Consider the following 19,865-nt stretch of genomic DNA (forward strand, 5'->3'; position numbering starts at 1 on the left):
TCACCAGCGACTTGTACCATTTTACATTTATCCGCCCTGACTGCATAATTCTTAGCAATCAAATAAATAGCGAACTCTTTTCATGGCTCTGTTTTCATCTGCTCCTCATTCAATTTGCGTCCTCAGGCTATCGGCAATCGGTGACGTGTGTAATACCGTGGCGGCAGTGCAAGCAATCCAGCGAGAATGGCCAACCACCAAAATCACATGGATTACAGGCAAACTCGAAGCGCAGCTAATCCAAGATCTGAATGGGATTGAAGTGGTCGTTTTTGACAAAAAACAAGGATGGAAGGCCTACACAACACTTTGGAAAAGCCTTAAAGGTCAACGCTTTGATGCGTTACTTCATATGCAATATGCGATCAGGGCAAGTATTGCTACTCTAGGAATAAAAGCAAAATATAAGCTCGGCTTTGATGCCATTCGCAGCCAAGATTTTCAGACGTGGTTTACTAATGTTCGCGTTCCTTCCCCAAACAAAACTCATGTTCTTGATGGGTTACTCGCTTTCTGTACAGAATTGGGAGTTCAAGATATTACACCGAAATGGTCCATCGACTACTCGGAATCTGACGGGGAATGGGCCAAAAATCAACTCTCCACTCAAACAAGAAATGTTGTCATTGTTCCTGCGGCAAGTAAGGCGTATAAAAACTGGCACGCCGAAGGCTACATTCACGTTATTAAACACGCACAATCGTTAGGGTGGAATGTCTTACTCGCCGGCAGCCCTGCTCAAATTGAGTTAGATCTCGCCCAACAGATTGAACAAGCTCTTGAGAAACCTGTTACCAATCTTGTGGGTAAAAGCAGCCTAAAAGAGATGCTGGCCTTGCTTGATTATGCGGACCTTGTCATTGCACCAGACACAGGCCCAGCTCATATGGCGAACGCGATGAACACACCAGTACTCGGCCTTTACGCACACCATAACCCAGAGAGAACCGGACCATACCAATACACTCAATATGTTGTGTCGGCTTATGAAGAAGCAATTAAAGATGAAACAGGAAAGACACCCCAAGAGCTAGATTGGAGAGCAAGAGTAAAAGACAAACAGGCAATGAATCGTATCCAACCAGAAAGTGTTACTGCCATGTTCGACAAACTCGTTAACGACTATTCATTATCCATCAACCTTAAGTCAGAATCAGAGGTATCGCAGTGAGCAAACCAACTTTAGCCGTTGCTTTAATCGTTAAAAACGAATCTCAACACCTAAAATCGTGTTTAGATACCGTCAAAGATTGGGTAGATGAAATTGTGATTCTAGATTCTGGGAGCAGCGATGACACCGAAGCGGTTGCCAGACAGTATACTGATAAGTTTTATGTCAACGAAAAGTGGCCGGGATTTGGCCCACAACGTCGGCTCGCTCAATCTTATGTTGAATCAGATTTTGTACTTTGGCTCGATGCGGACGAAAGAGTCACAACAGAGCTAAAAGAGAGCATCTTAAGTGCTGTAGAAGAGAACAAAGCCAACACTATTTATCAATTCCCTCGCCTTAGTTGGGTGTTTGGTCGATATATCCGCCATTGTGGTTGGTACCCTGACCGCGTGTTGCGTTTATACCCAACCGCATTAACTCAATACAATGATGCGCTCGTACATGAGAAAGTTGAAGTATCTAGTTCAATGACAATAGCGAACCTGAAAGGTGACGCTATTCATTACACCTACAACGATATGCGTCATTATCTAGTTAAATCAGCAGGATACGCAGAGGCGTGGGCAGAGCAACGACAAAAGAAAGGCAAGAAAAGCAGCCTTTCTCAAGGCATTATTCACGCCATTACCTGCTTTTTAAAAATGTACGTCATTAAGGCGGGCTTTCTTGATGGCAAGCAAGGGTTTCTATTGTCCTTGCTATCTGCACACTCTACCTTCGTAAAATATGCAGATTTATGGATTAAGACAAGTACTGAGAAGCCCAAGGATTAATCTCTTTTAGGGCTGTATTAATGTCAATACGGCTCATATCAACCTGATTTTCCTTATCAGAGGCCTCTGGAGGACAAAAGGCTAAGTGTCTTCCTTCAGAGTTTAACGGTTTCCAGCGTAAAGGTGTTGCTGAACGTTTTCTTGGGAAAAAACCGACAGTAGGGACATCTATCGCTGCGGCAATATGTAAAGGCCCTGTAGAGCCGGCAACAAACAGATCGGCACAAGCAATAGAGCGAGAAAAGTCTACCAACCCTTCGTTTTTATCATACACAACAGAAGACTTACCGCTTTTTTCGAGCAATTGTTTTAGCTCTTCAGCCTTTTCTTCTTCACCCGGTCCTGCGGTCAACACTACTTCATTTTCTTTATCTATTCCGGCAATGAGATCCGCATATTGTTGTAAAGAAAGATTATTTGCGGAGCCGCCACTGCCTGCATGAACAAAAAGCCACGGTTTATCCGAATTTAAGGATAATTGCGTTGCCAGTTTTTGTTTCTGAATTTTCAGCTCTTCAGATTTAAAGCTCAAATACGGGGTGTTAGGCTCTACAACACGTTGACCAATATCATTCAGGAACGCACGGACTAAATCTAGATTGTACTCAAATTCAGGCTTTGCCGACTGAGAACGTTTTTGCTTTATTCTTTTATTATAAAAAATCTGCGCAAACTTTGTCGCGGGCGCTAACCTAAATGGTATCTTCGCTTTCCAAACCAGCAAGGCGTTATAGGTGGTTGAGAACAAATTGATTGAGGCATCAAACTGACTGTCTTTAAGTTCTTTCGCCAGTTGCTGTTGCTTTGCTTTCGAGCCTTTTTCAGTCGGATCAACAAGAACCGCATCTATCCATGGGCACAGTTTCGCAAGTTGAATCGTATATTTAGGCACCAGCGCCGTGATATGACTATCAGGCATCGATTTTTTAAGCATGGCAAAGCTAGGCCATGCCAGCATAAAGTCACCAATTTTGTCATTGCGAACTACAAGAATTTTCTTCATTTACTGTACCCAAAACCTGATGGACTAGACCTTAATGTATATCTAGTCACATCATACCTAGATGAATAGGTAATTTTGAGGTTTTTTGCTAAAATTTGGCAAGATAATTCACGCACTCAACCGAGAATAAACCTGTGACAGAAAAAAGAATAACTAAAGTCCTGTATCCAGGAACATTTGATCCTATTACTAATGGGCATCTTGATTTAATTGAACGCGCCGCACTTATGTTTGATGAAGTCTTAATTGCTGTCGCCTCTAGCCCATCCAAGAACACCATGTTTTCCTTGGAGAAAAGAGTTGAATTAGCGGTTGAGGTAACCTCTCATATTCCTAACGTAACGGCAAAAGGCTTTTCAGGACTTCTGGTTAATTTTGCTAAATCAGAAGACTCTAACCTGTTGATTCGAGGTTTAAGAACCACCGTAGACTTTGAATATGAATTTGGCTTAACCAACATGTATCGACGTTTATCGCCAGGGTTAGAAAGTGTCTTCTTAACGCCTTCGGAACAATACGCCTTTATTTCTTCAACAATTGTCCGTGAAACCGCCATACATGGTGGCGATGTTGCTCAGTTTGTCCCACCAGCGGTCAATACCGCCTTAATAGAATTGACTAAAAACACCTCGACACTCCAGTGAAAACGTTATCTCCACGAAAGTGGAGACCTAAATTTATCCAGATTCCCTCCTTCGAGGGAATGACGAAGAGTGAGGAAATGACGAGGGGTGAAGGAATGACATAGGGGAGCGGAATGTCGAGGCTGCGTGCGAAGTACGCAGAAATGCTAGGAAACCATAGAAATATAAAAATGATATATTGTCATCGCTGCTTGCGCTGGCACTTTTCACAAAAATAGCTATTTCTTTGCCCTATTTTCAATTGTTGAATACTTTCACCACAAATAGGACAAGGCTCTCCAGCCTTACCATATACACGCAGTTCCTGCGCAAAATAACCAGGCTTACCATCCGCTTGACTAAAGTCTTTTAACGTTGTGCCACCTTGCTTAATCGCGGTAGCAAGCACTTGCTTAATTACTTCTACCAATTTATTCCACTTACTGCTTTTTAGTTTTCCCGCAGCCGTTTCTGGGTGAATTTTTGCTAAAAATAGTGCTTCGTTCGCATAGATATTGCCAACACCAACCACAACTTTATTATCCATAATAAATTGCTTCATAGAAACGCGCTTTCCTTGCGCCTTTTCTAACATATAGTCAGCATTGAAACTCTCTTCTAGAGGTTCTGGGCCAAGGTGTTTGAATAGCTCATGCTCTTGTTCTTTATCTTGCCAAAGCCAAGCACCAAACCTTCTTGGGTCGTTATAGCGCAGTATGGTTCCATCGGTTAAAAGCAGATCCACATGATCGTGTTTACTGGGTTCATGACCTTCGTGTAATACTCGTAATGACCCAGACATCCCCAAATGAACAATAATGCTCCCTTTCTCTGTTTTTAATAGAAGGTATTTTGCTCGGCGTTGAATACTTAAAATCACTTGCCCACTAAGCTGGCTGAGTTCTTCTGGGATCATCCAACGAAGTTTAGGCTGACGAATAATGATTTTTTTTATGGTTTTGCCAGACAAATGGGGCGTAATACCCATTCGGCTAACTTCAACTTCTGGGAGTTCAGGCATAGAGAATAGATGGCCAACTAGATAATTTATAGATAAGGGAAAAGGTAGTCTTCTTCAACCGAAACCGCAATCCATTTTTCTTCCCAGCTTTTCATAAGCCAGAATTGAGGTGTTTGGTAATAGGTCACTCTTTGCGGTTCTTCCTTGTCTACATACCAAATTTCTAGCGTATTAGCTTTTGGTAGCTGTTCTTTTAATTGTGCGAATGTATTGTCATCCACTTCTGTACCTGCAAGCAGATGCCACCTTTGCACAAGTTCAAGGGGGAAATTGAGAGATCTTTATTGGCAACCCATGCAAGGTTATCTCTTTGAATAGACAAAGTGGAAAAGTGCATTTCTTTGATATCGGATTGAGGATCCATCACATAGGGATAAACACTTTGCTCTGGTTCCATGAAGTTGTTCTTAATGATTGTCGGCAAGTTAAGTACCAACATAAAAGCGATAACAGCAAAAATAAGAACGTTGTTCCAGCCACGGCGGGACATTTTTTTCATGGAAGAATACCTAACAACACGATAAACAGTACGTATCAATAATTTAGCAACTAATGGCCTAAACTGCTAGGGGAAGCTTGAGCACTCGCTTTTTTAACCTTTAAAAAACAAAAAACCCAGCTACAAGAGCTGGGTTTTTATTGAAACTGTCAATCAATTACTTGATTTTTGCTTCTTTGTACATAACGTGCTTACGAACAACTGGATCAAATTTCTTGATCTCAAATTTGCCCGGCATGTTACGTTTGTTTTTATCAGTGGTATAGAAGTGTCCTGTACCAGCTGAAGAAACAAGTTTAATCTTCTCACGAATGCCTTTAGCCATCGTTCAATTCCTCTTAAACGTTCTCGCCACGAGCACGGATATCAACAAGAACAGCATCAATGCCTTTCTTATCGATAATACGCATACCCTTAGCAGTTAGACGTAGTTTAACAAAGCGTTTTTCGCTCTCTACCCAGAAACGATGCGTTTGTAGGTTCGGCAGAAAACGACGCTTAGTAGCATTTCGTGCGTGTGAACGGTTATTACCCGTTACTGGACGCTTACCAGTTACTTGGCATACTCGGGACATTTAAGTCTCTCCAAAATCGTTTCAGCTCGATATCAACCTTGGTGGCCGAACCTCTCTACATCTACTATTAAGTAAAGAATTGAGGTTAAAAACCGTTATGGAAATCCATACAAGGCTATCAAAGGTCGCGCATTATACTAACTTGAAGTACATTGCTCAAGACCTGAATAGATCCTTTTGCAGGATTTTGTGATCTTTTTTTGAGCAGAGCTGATTTGTGTTCAAAAAATAGTGCGCGAATCATAGCAGAAAAATTGAAAAAGATAAGTGTTTTTTTGCTTTTCCTAAAATAAGATTATGATTACGATTACAAAAGGCCGAAGCCTTATAAATTATCAAAAATTAATCACTCTTTCAGAATAAACGATTATCGAAACCCCATAAAATAGCGAATGCTAAAGACAAGCTATCCTGAATGTAGGTAAACTCGTTGAACAATGTGCAATAATCTCTAGTAAATGAAGAATGAGGCTAGTTATGTATCAAGATTTAATAAAGAACGAGCTAAAAGAAGCGGCTGATGTTCTGAACACTTTTTTAAGTGATGAGAACAATATCAAGCAAATTGAAGCCGCGGCTAAAATGATAGCGGATTCATTTAAACAAGACGGAAAGGTTTTATCTTGTGGTAACGGTGGTTCTCACTGTGACGCTATGCATTTTGCGGAAGAGCTTACTGGCCGCTATAGAGAAAACCGACCAGGTTATGCAGGCATCGCCATATCAGACCCAAGCCATTTATCATGCGTGAGTAACGATTTTGGTTACGACTTCGTGTTTTCTCGCTATGTAGAAGCGGTCGGGCGCAGTGGCGATGTGTTGTTTGGGTTATCTACCTCTGGAAACTCTGGAAATATCATCCGAGCTATCGAAGCTGCAAAATTGAAAGGGATGAAAACAATTGCGTTAACTGGCAAAGACGGCGGAAAGATGGCCGGTATCGCTGACATAGAAATTAGAGTTCCTCATTTCGGATATGCGGATCGTATTCAAGAGATCCATATTAAAATTATCCATATAGTCATCCAGTTAATAGAAAAAGAGATGGAAGAACAAGGGTAAACATACTGCATTATAGTATACTGCCCCCAACGGTATATGGAGTTTGCGCTTAAGCTAAGCTCCATTTTAGTCTTAATATTTGGAAACTTGTATGAAACCTATTTTGCCTGAATACAGTCAATCGAATGTTTTAGTTATCGGTGATGTTATGCTTGACCGGTACTGGAATGGCCCAACAGGTCGTATCTCACCAGAAGCCCCTGTACCTGTTGTTAAAGTTGAAAACAACGAGGAACGTCCCGGTGGTGCAGCGAACGTTGCGATGAATATTGCTTCTCTAGGTGGCCACGTTCATATCATTGGTCTAACGGGCGATGATGAGCCAGCAAAAGTTCTCACTAATACGCTAAATGGCTTGAAGGTTCATTGTGACTTTGTCGCACTACCAGATTACCCAACCATTACCAAACTTCGAGTCATCAGTCGTGGACAGCAGTTAATTCGTCTAGATTTTGAAGATAAGTTTGCGAACATTGATCCTAAACTCGTATTGTCTCGCATGGAAAATGCGCTGCCAACGGCCAAGGCCGTCATATTGTCTGACTATGCGAAAGGCGCACTTGAGCACGCCCAACAGTTCATACAAAAGGCTCGAGCAGCCAACATTCCTGTATTTATTGATCCGAAAGGTGCCGATTTCGAACGCTATCGAGGGGCGACATTATTAACGCCAAATATGGCTGAATTCGAATTGAAGGTTGGCAAAATAAATTCAGAAGAAGAACTTATCGAGAAAGGATTAGCCCTAATCGAAGAGTTTGACTTCGAGGCGCTGCTTATTACACGTAGTGAACACGGTATGACGCTACTTCGTAAAGGCCTAGCGCCATTCCACCTTCCAACTCAAGCTCAAGAGGTATATGACGTAACTGGTGCTGGCGATACGGTTATCTCTGTATTAGCAGCCTCTGTTGCTGCTGGTAAACCATTAGATCAAGCCTGTGCATTAGCAAACGCAGCAGCGGGTGTTGTGGTTGGTAAACTCGGCACATCAACGTTATCTGAGATTGAATTGGCCGAAGCCGTTCATGGTAGCCAAGATACCGACTTTGGTATTATCGGTGAAGATGCTCTTGTTAAAGCAGTAGAAAAGGCAAAGAGCAAAGGTGAAACTGTGGTTATGACCAATGGCTGTTTTGATATTTTACATGCTGGTCATGTTTCTTATCTAAACCAAGCGGCAAAACTCGGTGATCGTCTTATTGTCGCGGTTAACACTGATGAGTCTGTGCGCGGATTAAAAGGACCGGGTAGACCCGTCAACCCAACTAATCGTCGAATGGCCGTACTTGCGGGTCTAGGTGCTGTAGATTGGGTAGTTCCATTTAGTGAAGAAACACCACAGCGTTTGATCTCAGAAGTATTACCGTCCTTGCTCGTTAAAGGTGGTGATTACAAACCAGAAGAGATTGCTGGTGGAGAAGAAGTTATCGCTGCAGGCGGTGCGGTTCGTGTGCTTAACTTTGAAGATGGTTGCTCAACAACGGAAATCATTGAAGCGATTAAATCGGGTATTTAATGCTACATATTATGTAGTTAAAGACCATTAAGCTGGGCATACCTACGAATACCCGAGTTATGCCCACGAGTACTTTCGTCATCTCCACTAGCACTTTCGTCATCTCCGCTAGTACTTTCGTCATCTTCGCTTGTACTTTCGTCATCTCCACGAAAGTGGAGATCTAAATCCACCCAGATTCCCGTCTTCACGGGAATGACGAAGGGTGTGAGAATGACGAGGGAGGCACGTAAATTGCCAAGTGACAACAAACGAATAATTACAATAACCCTCTTTCTGCAAACGACATCACTTCCCCATCCCCCACGATAAAATGATCTAACAAGCGAATATCGACTAGGGCAAGCGCATCAGAAATTCTATCCGTTATTCTTTTATCTGAAGAGCTTGGTTCTGCAACACCAGATGGGTGATTATGCGCAACAATGATAGAGGCCGCGTTATGATAAAGCGCTCTCTTTACCACTTCTCTAGGATAAACATTCGCCGCATTGATGGTACCTTCAAACAAGACTTCATCCAGAATGACATGGTGCTGACTATCGAGATAAAGAATCAAAAATGCCTCTCTATCTCTATCCCTCAAGCGGCTTGAAAGGTACAGCCTAGTATTGCTTGGGGCACTGAGAATGTCTCCTTTACTTATTGTCTCTGCGAGATGTCTTTTTGCCATTTCTAGTACAGCCTGGAGTTGAGCAAATTTTGCCTCACCCAAGCCTTTGTGTCGACAAAACTCCTCTTTGCTACAGCTAAATAACTTTCTAAGTGATCCAAAATCTGAAATGAGAAAGTCGGAAAGCGCAACGACATTCATGCCTTTTATTCCTGTTCTAAGAAATATGGCAAGCAACTCGGCATCAGATAAAGATTGTGCTCCGCGCAAAAGCAGCTTTTCTCTTGGTTGGGATTCAAGTGGGAGTTTTTTGATTGTCATAACATATCCTCTACAAAGACAAGATATGTATCAGATAAGAAGCAAGATAAAACGACATAACGATGGCTATGCGAGCCAAGTAAATGAATATAATACTGAAGGTAGTCGTGATGAGAAAAAATAGAAGCCTAAACTTTTATTTCTCTCACCACGTTATTTAACCAAGCTTCAAACCTTAAAGTTACCAACTAAGTCTTTTACTTGTTTACCAGAAGCCGCTAATGCAGAGCTTATCTGTTCTGAACTTTGCAGCTCCTCACTGAGCTCAATAACGATTTGCTGAATAGCGACTAAGTTTTGGTTGATATCTTCTGCAACCGCGCTTTGCTCTTCTGCCGCTGAAGCAGTCTGAATGCCCATATCATGTATGGTGCTTACGGCTTGCTGTATATCAGTGAGGCGCTCTTGTATTACCGAGGAGTCTTTTACCGTTTTTTCTCCTCGCTCTTGGCTTGCAGACATGGTTGTAACCGCTGTTTTCACTCCAGATTGAAGCGCTGTTAGCATCTCGTCAATCTCTTGCGTACTAGACTGGGTTCTGCTTGCTAGCGATCGAACTTCATCAGCTACAACGGCAAAACCTCGGCCATATTCCCCTGCCCTAGCAGCTTCAATTGCGGCATTTAATGCCAATAAGTTGGTTTGTTCCGCGATGCCGCCGATAACTTCAATAACGCTGTTAATCCGTTCGGTTTGCTCACTGAGAGACTTAATTGCATCAGAGGTGATATTCACATCATTTACCAACTCAGTCAGGCTGTTCATCGCCTGTGATACCTCATTTTGTGCATCACTTATCTGAACATTTGCAGAAGTGATCGCATCGGCCGTTGAATTGGTATTGGTAGCAACTTCACGAGAGGTCGCTGCCATTTCAGTGACAGCAGTAACCACCTTTTCTGTTTCTTGGCTGTGATGATGAATGGTTTGTACCGACCGGCTCGATTGCTGGTCCAAATCTTTCGCTGCCTGCCGAACCGAAACCGAACTTGCTTGAACCTCTTTCATCATTGGCTGAAGCTTATCCATAAACCGATTAAATGCTTGGCCTAACTCCGCAATTTCATCGTTGCCTTTGGTTTCAAGGCGAGCGGTTAAGTCACCATCACCTTGTGAGATGTCATTTAGTTTTTCAAGCATCGTGTGCAGAGGTATCAGTGCCCGTCTAGTAATAAAACTAATCACCACAGAAGTAATGATCAAACCAATAAAGGAGACAATCATGGCAAAAGTAGAGTCGCTAGAAAGCTGATTTTTTCTTTGTACTTTGTAGGCTTCTACCTGCAAATCCACTTCATCAACGTAAACACCTGTACCTAGTATCCAGTCCCATTTAGGTAGGTACTCGGCATAACCCAACTTCGGCGCTGTCGCATTAATTGATGGTTTATCCCATACAAAATTTAGAAAACCATCTCCACCTTTAGCGGCTTTGATAAGGTCATCGATAATAAGAACACCATTTTCATCTTTTAGTTTAGACAAATCTTTACCTTCTAAAGAAGGTTTAACCGCATGAAGCGTGTTGATGCCTTTTGAGTTATAAGCAAAGAAGTATCCATCGTCAGCGAAACGCATCGCTTTTAGTATCGCTTTTGCTGCTTCTTTGTTCTCACCATTTTTGTCTGATTCATACAGTGATTGAACCGCCGTTCGACCCATACGAAGATGGGCAATAAGTGTATTTTTATGCGTTGTAATCAGCTCATTTCGATAGCTAGTCGCTTGGGATTCGAGATCTTTAATACCATTCCAGTAAAAAACGCCTGTTACTAATAGGGTTATTAAAACCAAAGGTATTATGGTGATTAATGCTAATTTGCCCTGACTCTTCAGTGCCATACACGCTCTCCAAACATTACTATTTATTATAAATTGTTAACGGCAGAAATACGGTGTTCTTAACTTTGAACATAACTTCTTTGTGATTATTGTGCTGTCACCCCGTATTAACTTACATATTTAATTATCATTTGAAAGTTTAGCCGTACTTGGGCTAGAGCAATGTGACCTCTCTTGCATTTCTGTTTCATCGCTATACAGGTGATTTTTCATAATTTTGTGATATGGTTTGCTCATAAAATGGAGAATCAACATGCAATCTTTAGCCGGAAAAAAATCCTTCTTGGAATCAGTGGTGGTATTGCCGCTTATAAATGTGCCGAACTAACCCGACGCCTGACCGAAAGAGGCGCACAAGTTCAAGTCGTAATGACCAACGCAGCAAAAGAGTTTATCACTCCGTTAACGATGCAAGCGGTATCCGGCAACCCGGTTTCTGACAGCTTATTAGACCCTGCAGCAGAAGCATCTATGGGACACATTGAACTAGGCAAGTGGGCAGATATTGTCTTACTCGCACCTGCAACCGCAGATCTAATTGCCCGAATTACTGCTGGTATGGGTAATGACCTATTATCCACGGTCATATTAGCGACAAACGCACCAGTTGCCGTCGCTCCCGCGATGAACCAACAGATGTATACCAATGTGGCGACTCAAGAAAATATAGCGACATTAAAAAAGCGAGGCTTTCACATTTGGGGCCCAGCTGCCGGTGAGCAAGCGTGCGGTGACGTGGGGTACGGACGCATGCTAGAACCTATGCAACTAGTGGAGAAGTGTGAGATATTCTTTAAGCCAGAAGCCTTATTAAAAGGTAAGTCGGTATTGATAACCGCAGGCCCAACAAGAGAAGCCATCGACCCTGTGCGCTTTATTTCTAACCACAGCTCAGGGAAAATGGGTTATGCACTCGCTCAAGCCGCATCTAAGCTCGGTGCCGATGTAACCTTAATTAGTGGCCCTGTTGCACTAAGCACGCCTGAAAATGTAAATAGAATTAATGTAGAAAGTGCTCAAGACATGCACGCCGCCGTTATGGATAATGCCACTACTAACGATATCTTCATTGCATGTGCAGCCGTAGCCGATTACCGCCCAGATGTCGTTTCAGACCAAAAAATCAAAAAGACCGATGACTCAGATGAGATGTCTATCTGTATGATTAAAAACCCAGATATCGTTGCTAGTGTAGCGAAACTCGAAACCAATAGACCTTATACTGTTGGCTTTGCGGCCGAAACGCAAAACGTTGAACAATATGCTAGGGGTAAACTAAACAAGAAAAATTTAGACCTTATTTGTGCCAATGATGTTTCTGTTGAAGGACAAGGATTTAATTCCAACAATAACGCTTTGACTCTTTACTGGAAACATGGAGAAAAGTCTCTACCACTAGAATCTAAAGAAGCACTTTCTTTACAAATAATGGAAAAAATAACGGAGCTTATGGGATAAAGCAGACAAAAATTAATCTTGTGTCTGAATTTGCTTCACCATCGTAATTCTAGGGTGGATTTGGTCGAATAAGTAAGCAATAATCGGTAAGAAATCTATAGTAAGCACCAACTTCATTCATAGTGGTGCTTCAAAAAGTCTATTCAACTTAAGGCTACAACTGTAAAAGCCGTTCAACAAATGGATTTTCAGAATTGTTAGTTTGTAGCCACCTTATTTACGGTAAGAAGATAAAAATACTCAACCAGTAATTAAGGATATGCAAAGGAATCGGAAACATGACCGGAACCAAAAAGTCCAATCGTCGCGAGGAAATTCTTCAAGCGTTAGCCCATATGCTTGAAACGACTGATGGCGCATCTAGAATCACGACGGCGAAACTCGCCAAACAGGTTGGTGTTTCTGAAGCTGCACTTTATCGCCACTTCCCTAGTAAAGCTCGTATGTTCGAAGGCTTAATTGAATTTATCGAAGATACTCTAATGTCTAGAATCAATCGCATACTTGACGAAGAAAAAGACACCTTGCAGCGAATCCGTATGGTTCTACAGTTAATATTAGCTTTCGCAGAAAAAAACCCAGGCCTGACAAGAATCATGTCAGGTCACGCATTGATGTTTGAGAATGAACGTTTACGCGGTCGTATTAATCAGTTATTTGAAAGAATAGAAACGCAGCTCAGACAAATATTACGAGAACGACAAATACGCGAAGGTAAATCCTTTCCAGTGAGTGAGTCTATCTTGGCGGCGCAACTTCTAGGGCAAGTAGAAGGAAGCTTAAATCGATTCGTTCGTTCTGATTTTAAATATCAACCCACTGAAAATTTTGAGGAATATTGGGCGCTGCTCAGTGCTCAGATTCAATAAATATGAGTAATAAACGTATCAAACCCGCATTTTCTATTGCCTTGCTGTACCCTAAATATTGGAGTGTTTGGCTTGGATTCGGTTTATTGGCTTTTTTTGTCAATATTTTGCCTTATCGTCTATTGCTTAGTTTCGGTAGAGCCATAGGGAAATTTGGAATGCGTTTTGGACAAAAACGCGTTCGCATTGCAACGCGTAACTTAGAATTAGCATTCCCAGAAAAAAACCAAGACGAAATCAACGCTATTGTGGTTGAAAACTTCAAAAATACTGGCTTAGCGCTAATAGAAACCGGTATCGCGTGGTTTTGGCCGACGTGGCGCTTTAAGCGCCTGATGACATATCAAAATATGGAACAACTCGATACCTTTGAACAAGAGGGTAAAGGTGTTCTTGTTTGCTTCGTTCATGCACTGAATCTCGAAATTTCCGCTAGAGCGTTTGGAGTTGTAGGCAAACATGGTCACGGTGTGTATCGCCCTCATTCAAACCCCGCTTATGATTTTATTCAATACAGGGGGAGAACTCAAAACGGAAATACTGTTATTGACCGCCGTAATTTAAAAGAGATGATTCGTGTATTACGCAAAGGAGAGAGACTCTTTTATTTACCTGACCACGATTACGGCCATAACAAATCTGTATTCGTCCCTTTCTTTGCAGTTAAAGAAGCCTGTACAACAACGGGGCCGAGTATACTCGCTTACCCTAGCCACTGCGCCATCATCACTGGTTCTGGATTTAGAAATGCATCTGGAACGTATGAGATTATTCTCGACGATTCTATGCATGAAATATACCCTAAAAAGGACATGACCGCAGCGGCAGCTCTACTTAACAAGTCTCTAGAAAAGGTTATTTTAAGAGGGTTAGATCAATGGATGTGGCTGCATAAACGCTTCAAATCGATGCCGGATCACTCAAAAACAAATGAACGCTATCTCTAAAGGTATAGGTTTGCATGACAACTAACGATAACAACACCAATAAACATCTGTATAACCCGACCTTTAAATGGCAATTCCTTCATCCTAAGTACTGGGCTACATGGATAGGTGTACTATTCGCCATCGTATTTGCTTTTGTTCCCCCTAAAATTAGAGATGCAGTTGCAAAATCACTGTCAAAACAGATAGTAAAGAGAAATGGTCGTGTGGTTCGTCGAGCCAGAATCAATCTCACGCTCTGTTTTCCAGAAAAAAGCGAACAAGAAATACAATCCATTTTGGATAACTGCTTTGCAAAAGCAGCCCAATTTATGTTTGGCTATTCAGAGCTGCTAGTTAGATCGACTCGCCACAATCAAAATCGCGGTATCATGGTGGGCGAAGAGAATATTATTCCTCATTTAGACAAAGGGGAAAATGTCATTGTATTAGCCCCACATGCATGGGCTGTTGACTACCCTGCTATTATGTTGGCAGCAAGAGGCTACAAAATCGCGACCATCATGAAGCCGCAAAACAACCCTATTGGGGACTGGTTAATGCACGTACAACGCATGCAGTACGGGGGGCGTATATTTGCAAGAAGCGCAGGAATAAAACCCTTTATTCGATCAATTAAAGATGGTTATGTAGGATACTGGTTGCCGGACGAAGACCATGGCCCACAAAACTCGGTTTTTGTCCCCTTCTTTGGTACTGAAAAAGCGACGTTAAAAGGTTTTGGCAAGATGGCTAGGCTTTCTAAAGCGAAGGTAGTGCCTATATTACCAGCTTATAATGATGTAACTGGCAAATACGAAGTTCATATTTTACCGGCACTTGAAGACTTCCCAACGGGAGATGAAGAACAAGATGCAAGAAGAATGAACCAAGCAATTGAAGCGTTAATCTTGCAAAGACCAGAGCAATATATGTGGAACCTGTATCTACTGGAAACCCAGAGAGATGGAAGTAAGATATATAATTAAACGATAGTGACCCAAAGTAGGGTCACTTTTTTTGTCTGATAGTTTTCGCTAAGTATTGAAGCTTCTATACGCCAAATTCGGCTCTGTAAGCTTTCACTTTTTCTAGCTGCTCTACGCTACTGCCTTGCTCTTCGAGATACGAGATAAGGTCCGAAAGGCTAACGATAGAAACGATCTGGCACTGGAAGTCTCGCTCTACTTCTTGAATTGCAGAAAGATCCGCTTTTCCTTTCTCTTGCCTATCAATCGCAACAAGTACACCAGCTAAGTCTGCGCCATTGGCTTGGATTATCTCCATAGATTCACGAATAGCGGTACCCGCTGTAATAACATCGTCTACCAACATGATACGGCCTTCTAGCGCGCTGCCGACAAGGTTTCCACCTTCACCATGATCTTTCGCTTCTTTGCGATTAAAACAATAGGGTTTATCCACATCATGATGATCGGCTAGTGCAACGGCTGTCGTTGTTGCAATAGGAATACCTTTATAAGCTGGGCCAAAGAGCACATCGTATGAAATACCAGAGTCCATTAATGCCGCAGCATAAAATCGACCTAATCGAGCAAGATCTCTTCCGGTATTAAATAAACCCGCATTAAAGAAGTACGGACTTATACGTCCAGACTTTAAAGTAAATTCGCCAAACTTAAGAACCTCTTTTTCTAATGCAAATTCAATAAACTCACGTTGGTATGCTTTCATTTTCTTTCCCTAAAACTTATTACCATTTACACCTAATTATATGTTCAAAATAAATTCGATTCCGCAGACAGCTCAAGGCAAACTTGTAGCGAATACATTTCTTCTGAACAATAAATTAGTTGAATCGGTATACCTTAACTAAAAAACTAATGTATATAAAAAAATAGCCCCTTTCGGAGCCATTTAAAAAACTAATCTACTAGTGCTGCTTTCTGCACTTCAATGATATCGGCAATGCCCTGTTTAGCCAGAGCCAGTAAATCCATTAACTCTTCATGAGAGAAAGGTTCGCCTTCTGCGGTACCTTGGATTTCTATCATTTTACCCTCTTCTGTCATGACAACATTCATATCGGTATCAGCGGCTGAGTCTTCTACATATTCCAAGTCACACAACGCTTCACCTTCTACAATACCAACAGACACTGCCGCAACATGGCCTTTCATTGGATTCTGCTTTAGTTTGCCTTCAGCAACCAAATGTTGGAACGCATCAGCCATCGCAACACTTGCACCAGAAATAGACGCTGTTCTTGTGCCACCATCAGCTTGAATAACATCACAGTCAACTGTAACCATTATCTCACCCATCGCTTCAAGATCGACAACAGCGCGTAAGCTACGAGCGATAAGACGTTGAATCTCCATTGTACGTCCGCCTTGCTTGCCACTTGCGGCTTCACGACGGTTACGAGTGTGCGTTGCTCTTGGTAACATGCCGTATTCAGCCGTTACCCAACCCTTGCCTTTACCTTTTAGCCAACGAGGCACATTCTCTTCTACGGTGGCATTACATAATACCTTAGTATTTCCAAACTCAACTAATACAGAACCTTCAGCATACGCTGTATAGTTACGAGTCATTTTAATTGGACGAACTTGTACAGCGCTTCTGTCGTTTGGACGCATGGATATTTACCTACTATGTAATGGTTTTCAATTGGGCAAAGATTATAGCGGAAAACAAACCGGGTTCCTAGACACGCTATAGAGACCTCGCCCCATTCCGTGCTACCATCTTGCACTTATTACTTAAATTCAAAAATCGTGTATTTCGACTATCAAGGAAATATCAATGATCTACAGCATGACGGCATACTCTCGTAAAGAAGTGAAAGGCGACTGGGGTAGCGCAGTATGGGAAATTCGTAGCGTAAACCAACGTTATTTAGAAACTTATTTCCGTTTACCAGAGCAGTTTCGTGGTTTGGAACCTATTTTGCGTGAGCGCTTTCGTAAACGTCTTGCTAGAGGCAAAGTAGAGTGTCATTTACGCTTTGAAGCGAACCCTGCGGCTAAAGGTAAGCTCACCATCAACGAATCGCTAGCTCAACAAGTGATTAATGCGGCAAATCAAGTCTCTGGCCTTATTGGTGAAAGTAACCGTATTAACCCATTTCAGGTTATGCAATGGCCAGGAGTAATGGAAACACCCGAGCAAGACATGGATACGGTAAACCAGGATTTACTGGCCGCATTTGATGAAGGAGTAAATGACTTTATTGAAGCTCGTGGACGTGAAGGGGAAAATATGAAGGCGCTGATCACGACTCGCCTTGATGCCATAACTAATGAAGCCACTAAAGTCCGTGCTCGTATGCCAGAAATCCTTGAATGGCAACGTGAAAGGCTGATTAAGAAGTTTGAAGAAGCGAAAATCGAACTTGAAGCAACGCGCGTTGAGCAAGAACTTATAATGCTTGCTCAAAAAGTAGATGTAGCCGAAGAGATAGACCGTTTAGATTCTCACGTTAAAGAAACAAACAATATTCTGAAAAAAGGTGGAGCATGCGGCAGAAAGCTCGACTTTATGATGCAAGAGTTCAATCGCGAAGCAAATACACTGGCCTCTAAATCGATCAGTACAGACATCACCGCTTCAGGCGTTGAACTAAAAGTGCTTATTGAACAGATGAGAGAGCAGATCCAGAATATCGAATAATAGTTACAACCATATTTTATTGCATTCAAACAACTAAAATACAACAACTTAGATAAAACATTTTTCCAGCGCCGTATTCTTTAACTCGCTATCAACCACCACTAGCCGGTGGTTAATAGCGTGTGGGCAAGGTTCATTTCGACCTGGCTTCATGTTTTATCTACTCGTCTTATTTATCTTAATGCTACGTCATCTTAAAAAAACATCATCTCAAACCAGCAGTGCCGCATTTTCTTGCTTACGCTCTGCGAGTGTTTTTTCTATCGCTAACACAGTGGTTTTACTCACCCCGTGTTGCTCAGCAAGCGGCCTAAACTGACTAATGGCATCAACGACCTCTTGAATGCATTGTTGTGCTTCCTTCCAATTAGCAAAACCTGCACTGGCAGCGAGCTTTTGCATCACTCTGAGTGGTGGCACTTTTCCGTACCCTGCAAAGGCGGTGGCATGTTCATTAAAAGGGTGAGGGCTAAAGGTTACATCGTAAAATGGGGCGAGTTGCCAACTGCCATCATCGGCTTGTAAAAAACCCCAGTTTTTACTGTGATCGTCTTGGTTCGCGGCAAATAAGTTAAACATTGCGCGTCGAAATTGAAGTTGTCCGGCAGCTGGTGACTTACAGAGTTGACGACTGGCTTTAATAAGGTCGCTGTAGTCTAAGCTCGGGCTTCGAAAATCAGCATCCAACAAACCACAAGCACTATGCATATGTAAGCGCCCAACCTTCTCCTGAGCTGGTAAATAATCAAAACGCTTTAACGCAAGCCATGCTTTAGCGCCGCTACTTGCAGGTGCTTCAATTAACTGCCAAATCGGTGGCTGACATTTTGCCAACTCAGCCATTTCTAAATAGACCGCTTCACACAAACCTTCTTCGTGGCCCAATGCTAAGTTCTTCGAAGTAAACTTAACTAACCATGCTTCATCGCCAGGTTGTGCATAGGTGCGGCATTGCGTTGCGTCGCCAGAAGGCATATAAATTTGCGCTTTAGGGCGAGCACCGCCGGAGCTGCCGACTGCTACCAACGTTGCTAACACTTGCTGAGTGCTACCGTCTAACTCATCAGAGAGGGACTGATCGAACAAGGTCTGGGCTTCAAGCCCAAGTGTTTCCAAATCAATATCTGAACGCTGATCTAATGAGAGCTCTGATACAGGCGTAAAAGACAATGCCCCCATTCCTTGCTGGCCAACAAAAGCCAGCCTGTCCATTGCTGTTACTTGTGCGGGTATTATACCTTGTTGGCGAAACACACGATCTTGCAACAACAACCCCCAACCATCGGGAAGGCTGTCTCCAAAAACGCCGTGTATACCTTGGTGAGGCTCTTTCGGTGCTTGCTGTAATCGCACATCGCCTTGAAGAGTAAAAGGGGATAAATTGCCAAACCGGCTTAGATAACTTTCATCATACTGAAAGAAAACACCTTGGCGGTTTTGCGCTAATACACCCACCGATACCGTTTCGCCCGTTGTGAGAGTGCGCTCCACATTCAACTTTTGAATGGATTTAAAGCTCATCTTTAAGCACCTCTTCTATACTGGTCGGTAAAGCGGTACGGTCAGCCGTTGTTTGTGTCAGTTGATAAAGCCTGTCTAGTGAATCCAGCGACTGCCACAAAAGCAGCAACTGACGAAATGAAATTTGCCCGGTGAGTTCAAACTTTTTTATGGTCGAAGCAGGTACACAACTACGCAGTGCCAGTGCCTCTCGCGATAGCTTCGCTTGTTTACGCAAACCCCGCAGATGAGTAGCAAAAGCTTGGCTTACATCGGTATCATCTAAAAGTGAAAAGTTCATACGCAGCCTAAATGGATATAATAATGTCTATTATAGCTGTATTTTCTGATTTATGGATACCATAATGCCTATTAAGAGATGAATAACAATCATATGACGGAAGAAAGATACTAAAAGCTGATACTTTGCGTCTAGCAAGGGGTTAAGGTA

Annotated in this window: 21 protein-coding genes and 1 pseudogene; 10 read left to right on the top strand and 12 right to left on the bottom strand. The window is 42.4% G+C overall.

Going from position 1 to position 19,865, the window contains the following annotated elements; all coding sequences use genetic code 11:
• Positions 1–82: 82 nt before the first annotated feature.
• Entirely contained in the window at positions 83–1,171 is a 1,089-nt protein-coding gene (locus tag PGX00_RS01320; protein WP_272132212.1) for a glycosyltransferase family 9 protein, read from the top strand.
• Positions 1,162–1,947: a glycosyltransferase family 2 protein gene (locus PGX00_RS01325; protein ID WP_272137881.1), complete on the top strand. Its 786-nt coding sequence runs from the start codon at positions 1,162–1,164 to the stop codon at positions 1,945–1,947. Before PGX00_RS01320 ends, PGX00_RS01325 begins: the two co-directional genes overlap by 10 nt.
• On the opposite strand, the gene PGX00_RS01330 is transcribed toward PGX00_RS01325, so the two are convergent.
• Positions 1,916–2,950: a glycosyltransferase family 9 protein gene (locus tag PGX00_RS01330; RefSeq protein ID WP_272132214.1), complete on the bottom strand. Its 1,035-nt coding sequence runs from the start codon at positions 2,948–2,950 to the stop codon at positions 1,916–1,918. The two genes, PGX00_RS01325 and PGX00_RS01330, sit on opposite strands and share 32 nt — an antisense overlap.
• A gap of 134 nt (positions 2,951–3,084) precedes the next feature.
• Here PGX00_RS01330 and coaD point away from each other — a divergent pair, with 134 nt between their 5' ends.
• Entirely contained in the window at positions 3,085–3,594 is a 510-nt protein-coding gene (gene coaD, locus PGX00_RS01335; RefSeq protein WP_272132216.1) for a pantetheine-phosphate adenylyltransferase, read from the top strand.
• 181 nt (positions 3,595–3,775) lie between these two features.
• On the opposite strand, the gene mutM is transcribed toward coaD, so the two are convergent.
• The 4 genes and pseudogenes from mutM to rpmB form a co-directional block, all read right to left on the bottom strand.
• Positions 3,776–4,594, bottom strand: a complete 819-nt coding sequence (mutM, locus tag PGX00_RS01340; RefSeq protein WP_272132218.1) for a bifunctional DNA-formamidopyrimidine glycosylase/DNA-(apurinic or apyrimidinic site) lyase — start codon at positions 4,592–4,594, stop codon at positions 3,776–3,778.
• A gap of 26 nt (positions 4,595–4,620) precedes the next feature.
• Positions 4,621–5,093 (bottom strand): annotated as a pseudogene (locus tag PGX00_RS01345) (hypothetical protein).
• Between the two features lie 157 nt (positions 5,094–5,250).
• On the bottom strand, positions 5,251–5,418 hold the full coding sequence (rpmG, locus tag PGX00_RS01350; RefSeq protein WP_084884015.1) for a 50S ribosomal protein L33: 168 nt from the start codon (positions 5,416–5,418) through the stop codon (positions 5,251–5,253).
• Between the two features lie 13 nt (positions 5,419–5,431).
• Positions 5,432–5,668: a 50S ribosomal protein L28 gene (gene rpmB / locus PGX00_RS01355; RefSeq protein WP_004728407.1), complete on the bottom strand. Its 237-nt coding sequence runs from the start codon at positions 5,666–5,668 to the stop codon at positions 5,432–5,434.
• Positions 5,669–6,145: 477 nt separating this feature from the next.
• Here rpmB and lpcA point away from each other — a divergent pair, with 477 nt between their 5' ends.
• Together lpcA and hldE are read left to right on the top strand one after the other, a co-directional pair.
• Complete coding sequence (gene lpcA / locus PGX00_RS01360; RefSeq protein WP_272132284.1) at positions 6,146–6,730, top strand: D-sedoheptulose 7-phosphate isomerase; 585 nt, start codon at positions 6,146–6,148, stop codon at positions 6,728–6,730.
• Between the two features lie 91 nt (positions 6,731–6,821).
• Positions 6,822–8,249 (top strand): bifunctional D-glycero-beta-D-manno-heptose-7-phosphate kinase/D-glycero-beta-D-manno-heptose 1-phosphate adenylyltransferase HldE, encoded by a 1,428-nt coding sequence (gene hldE / locus PGX00_RS01365; RefSeq protein WP_272132286.1) that lies wholly within the window; start codon positions 6,822–6,824, stop codon positions 8,247–8,249.
• 17 nt (positions 8,250–8,266) lie between these two features.
• Here the strand turns inward: hldE and PGX00_RS01370 are convergent, their stop codons facing one another.
• From PGX00_RS01370 to PGX00_RS01380, 3 genes are all read right to left on the bottom strand, one after another.
• Complete coding sequence (locus PGX00_RS01370; protein ID WP_272132288.1) at positions 8,267–8,422, bottom strand: hypothetical protein; 156 nt, start codon at positions 8,420–8,422, stop codon at positions 8,267–8,269.
• Between the two features lie 86 nt (positions 8,423–8,508).
• A complete protein-coding gene (gene radC, locus PGX00_RS01375) occupies positions 8,509–9,183 on the bottom strand; it encodes a RadC family protein (RefSeq protein ID WP_272132290.1) in 675 nt (224 codons plus the stop codon).
• A 168-nt stretch (positions 9,184–9,351) separates the two neighbouring features.
• Positions 9,352–11,025 (bottom strand): methyl-accepting chemotaxis protein, encoded by a 1,674-nt coding sequence (locus PGX00_RS01380; RefSeq protein ID WP_272132292.1) that lies wholly within the window; start codon positions 11,023–11,025, stop codon positions 9,352–9,354.
• Positions 11,026–11,265: 240 nt separating this feature from the next.
• Between PGX00_RS01380 and coaBC the strand changes: the two genes are divergently transcribed.
• The 4 genes from coaBC (at position 11,266) to lpxM (ending at position 15,267) form a co-directional block, all read left to right on the top strand.
• Complete coding sequence (gene coaBC, locus PGX00_RS01385) at positions 11,266–12,483, top strand: bifunctional phosphopantothenoylcysteine decarboxylase/phosphopantothenate--cysteine ligase CoaBC (protein ID WP_272132294.1); 1,218 nt, start codon at positions 11,266–11,268, stop codon at positions 12,481–12,483.
• A gap of 278 nt (positions 12,484–12,761) precedes the next feature.
• On the top strand, positions 12,762–13,352 hold the full coding sequence (gene slmA, locus PGX00_RS01390; RefSeq protein WP_272132296.1) for a nucleoid occlusion factor SlmA: 591 nt from the start codon (positions 12,762–12,764) through the stop codon (positions 13,350–13,352).
• 2 nt (positions 13,353–13,354) lie between these two features.
• Complete coding sequence (gene lpxL / locus PGX00_RS01395) at positions 13,355–14,299, top strand: LpxL/LpxP family Kdo(2)-lipid IV(A) lauroyl/palmitoleoyl acyltransferase (protein WP_272132298.1); 945 nt, start codon at positions 13,355–13,357, stop codon at positions 14,297–14,299.
• A gap of 14 nt (positions 14,300–14,313) precedes the next feature.
• On the top strand, positions 14,314–15,267 hold the full coding sequence (gene lpxM, locus PGX00_RS01400; protein WP_272132300.1) for a lauroyl-Kdo(2)-lipid IV(A) myristoyltransferase: 954 nt from the start codon (positions 14,314–14,316) through the stop codon (positions 15,265–15,267).
• A 64-nt stretch (positions 15,268–15,331) separates the two neighbouring features.
• Here lpxM and pyrE read toward each other — a convergent pair whose 3' ends face one another.
• A complete protein-coding gene (pyrE, locus tag PGX00_RS01405) occupies positions 15,332–15,973 on the bottom strand; it encodes an orotate phosphoribosyltransferase (RefSeq protein WP_272132302.1) in 642 nt (213 codons plus the stop codon).
• A gap of 191 nt (positions 15,974–16,164) precedes the next feature.
• Positions 16,165–16,881 carry a ribonuclease PH gene (gene rph, locus PGX00_RS01410; protein ID WP_272132304.1) on the bottom strand — a complete coding sequence of 239 codons (717 nt, stop codon included), beginning with the start codon at positions 16,879–16,881 and terminating at the stop codon, positions 16,165–16,167.
• 166 nt (positions 16,882–17,047) lie between these two features.
• On the opposite strand from rph, the gene PGX00_RS01415 reads away from it, so the two are divergent.
• Entirely contained in the window at positions 17,048–17,914 is an 867-nt protein-coding gene (locus PGX00_RS01415; protein WP_272132306.1) for a YicC/YloC family endoribonuclease, read from the top strand.
• 210 nt (positions 17,915–18,124) lie between these two features.
• Here PGX00_RS01415 and PGX00_RS01420 read toward each other — a convergent pair whose 3' ends face one another.
• The gene (locus PGX00_RS01420) at positions 18,125–19,435 is read right to left on the bottom strand and encodes a type II toxin-antitoxin system HipA family toxin (RefSeq protein ID WP_272132308.1); all 1,311 of its coding nucleotides are present in this window, start codon (positions 19,433–19,435) and stop codon (positions 18,125–18,127) included.
• On the bottom strand, positions 19,425–19,715 hold the full coding sequence (locus PGX00_RS01425; protein ID WP_114337649.1) for a helix-turn-helix domain-containing protein: 291 nt from the start codon (positions 19,713–19,715) through the stop codon (positions 19,425–19,427). Before PGX00_RS01425 ends, PGX00_RS01420 begins: the two co-directional genes overlap by 11 nt.
• Positions 19,716–19,865: the final 150 nt, after the last annotated feature.

Origin of the sequence: Vibrio algarum, from assembly GCF_028204155.1 — a bacterium.
In the GTDB taxonomy this organism is placed as follows: Bacteria; Pseudomonadota; Gammaproteobacteria; order Enterobacterales; family Vibrionaceae; genus Vibrio; species Vibrio algarum.

Coding starts and splice junctions, on each gene's coding strand:
- rpmG (WP_084884015.1), bottom strand. CDS start 5,418: ATGGCTAAAGGCATTCGTGAGAAGATTAAACTTGTTTCTTCAGCTGGT.
- radC (WP_272132290.1), bottom strand. CDS start 9,183: ATGACAATCAAAAAACTCCCACTTGAATCCCAACCAAGAGAAAAGCTG.
- PGX00_RS01380 (WP_272132292.1), bottom strand. CDS start 11,025: ATGGCACTGAAGAGTCAGGGCAAATTAGCATTAATCACCATAATACCT.
- PGX00_RS01320 (WP_272132212.1), top strand. CDS start 83: ATGGCTCTGTTTTCATCTGCTCCTCATTCAATTTGCGTCCTCAGGCTA.
- PGX00_RS01425 (WP_114337649.1), bottom strand. CDS start 19,715: ATGAACTTTTCACTTTTAGATGATACCGATGTAAGCCAAGCTTTTGCT.
- mutM (WP_272132218.1), bottom strand. CDS start 4,594: ATGCCTGAACTCCCAGAAGTTGAAGTTAGCCGAATGGGTATTACGCCC.
- PGX00_RS01330 (WP_272132214.1), bottom strand. CDS start 2,950: ATGAAGAAAATTCTTGTAGTTCGCAATGACAAAATTGGTGACTTTATG.
- rph (WP_272132304.1), bottom strand. CDS start 16,881: ATGCGTCCAAACGACAGAAGCGCTGTACAAGTTCGTCCAATTAAAATG.
- coaBC (WP_272132294.1), top strand. CDS start 11,266: ATGGAGAATCAACATGCAATCTTTAGCCGGAAAAAAATCCTTCTTGGA.
- lpxM (WP_272132300.1), top strand. CDS start 14,314: ATGACAACTAACGATAACAACACCAATAAACATCTGTATAACCCGACC.
- hldE (WP_272132286.1), top strand. CDS start 6,822: ATGAAACCTATTTTGCCTGAATACAGTCAATCGAATGTTTTAGTTATC.
- slmA (WP_272132296.1), top strand. CDS start 12,762: ATGACCGGAACCAAAAAGTCCAATCGTCGCGAGGAAATTCTTCAAGCG.
- PGX00_RS01415 (WP_272132306.1), top strand. CDS start 17,048: ATGATCTACAGCATGACGGCATACTCTCGTAAAGAAGTGAAAGGCGAC.
- rpmB (WP_004728407.1), bottom strand. CDS start 5,668: ATGTCCCGAGTATGCCAAGTAACTGGTAAGCGTCCAGTAACGGGTAAT.
- PGX00_RS01420 (WP_272132308.1), bottom strand. CDS start 19,435: ATGAGCTTTAAATCCATTCAAAAGTTGAATGTGGAGCGCACTCTCACA.
- pyrE (WP_272132302.1), bottom strand. CDS start 15,973: ATGAAAGCATACCAACGTGAGTTTATTGAATTTGCATTAGAAAAAGAG.
- lpxL (WP_272132298.1), top strand. CDS start 13,355: ATGAGTAATAAACGTATCAAACCCGCATTTTCTATTGCCTTGCTGTAC.
- lpcA (WP_272132284.1), top strand. CDS start 6,146: ATGTATCAAGATTTAATAAAGAACGAGCTAAAAGAAGCGGCTGATGTT.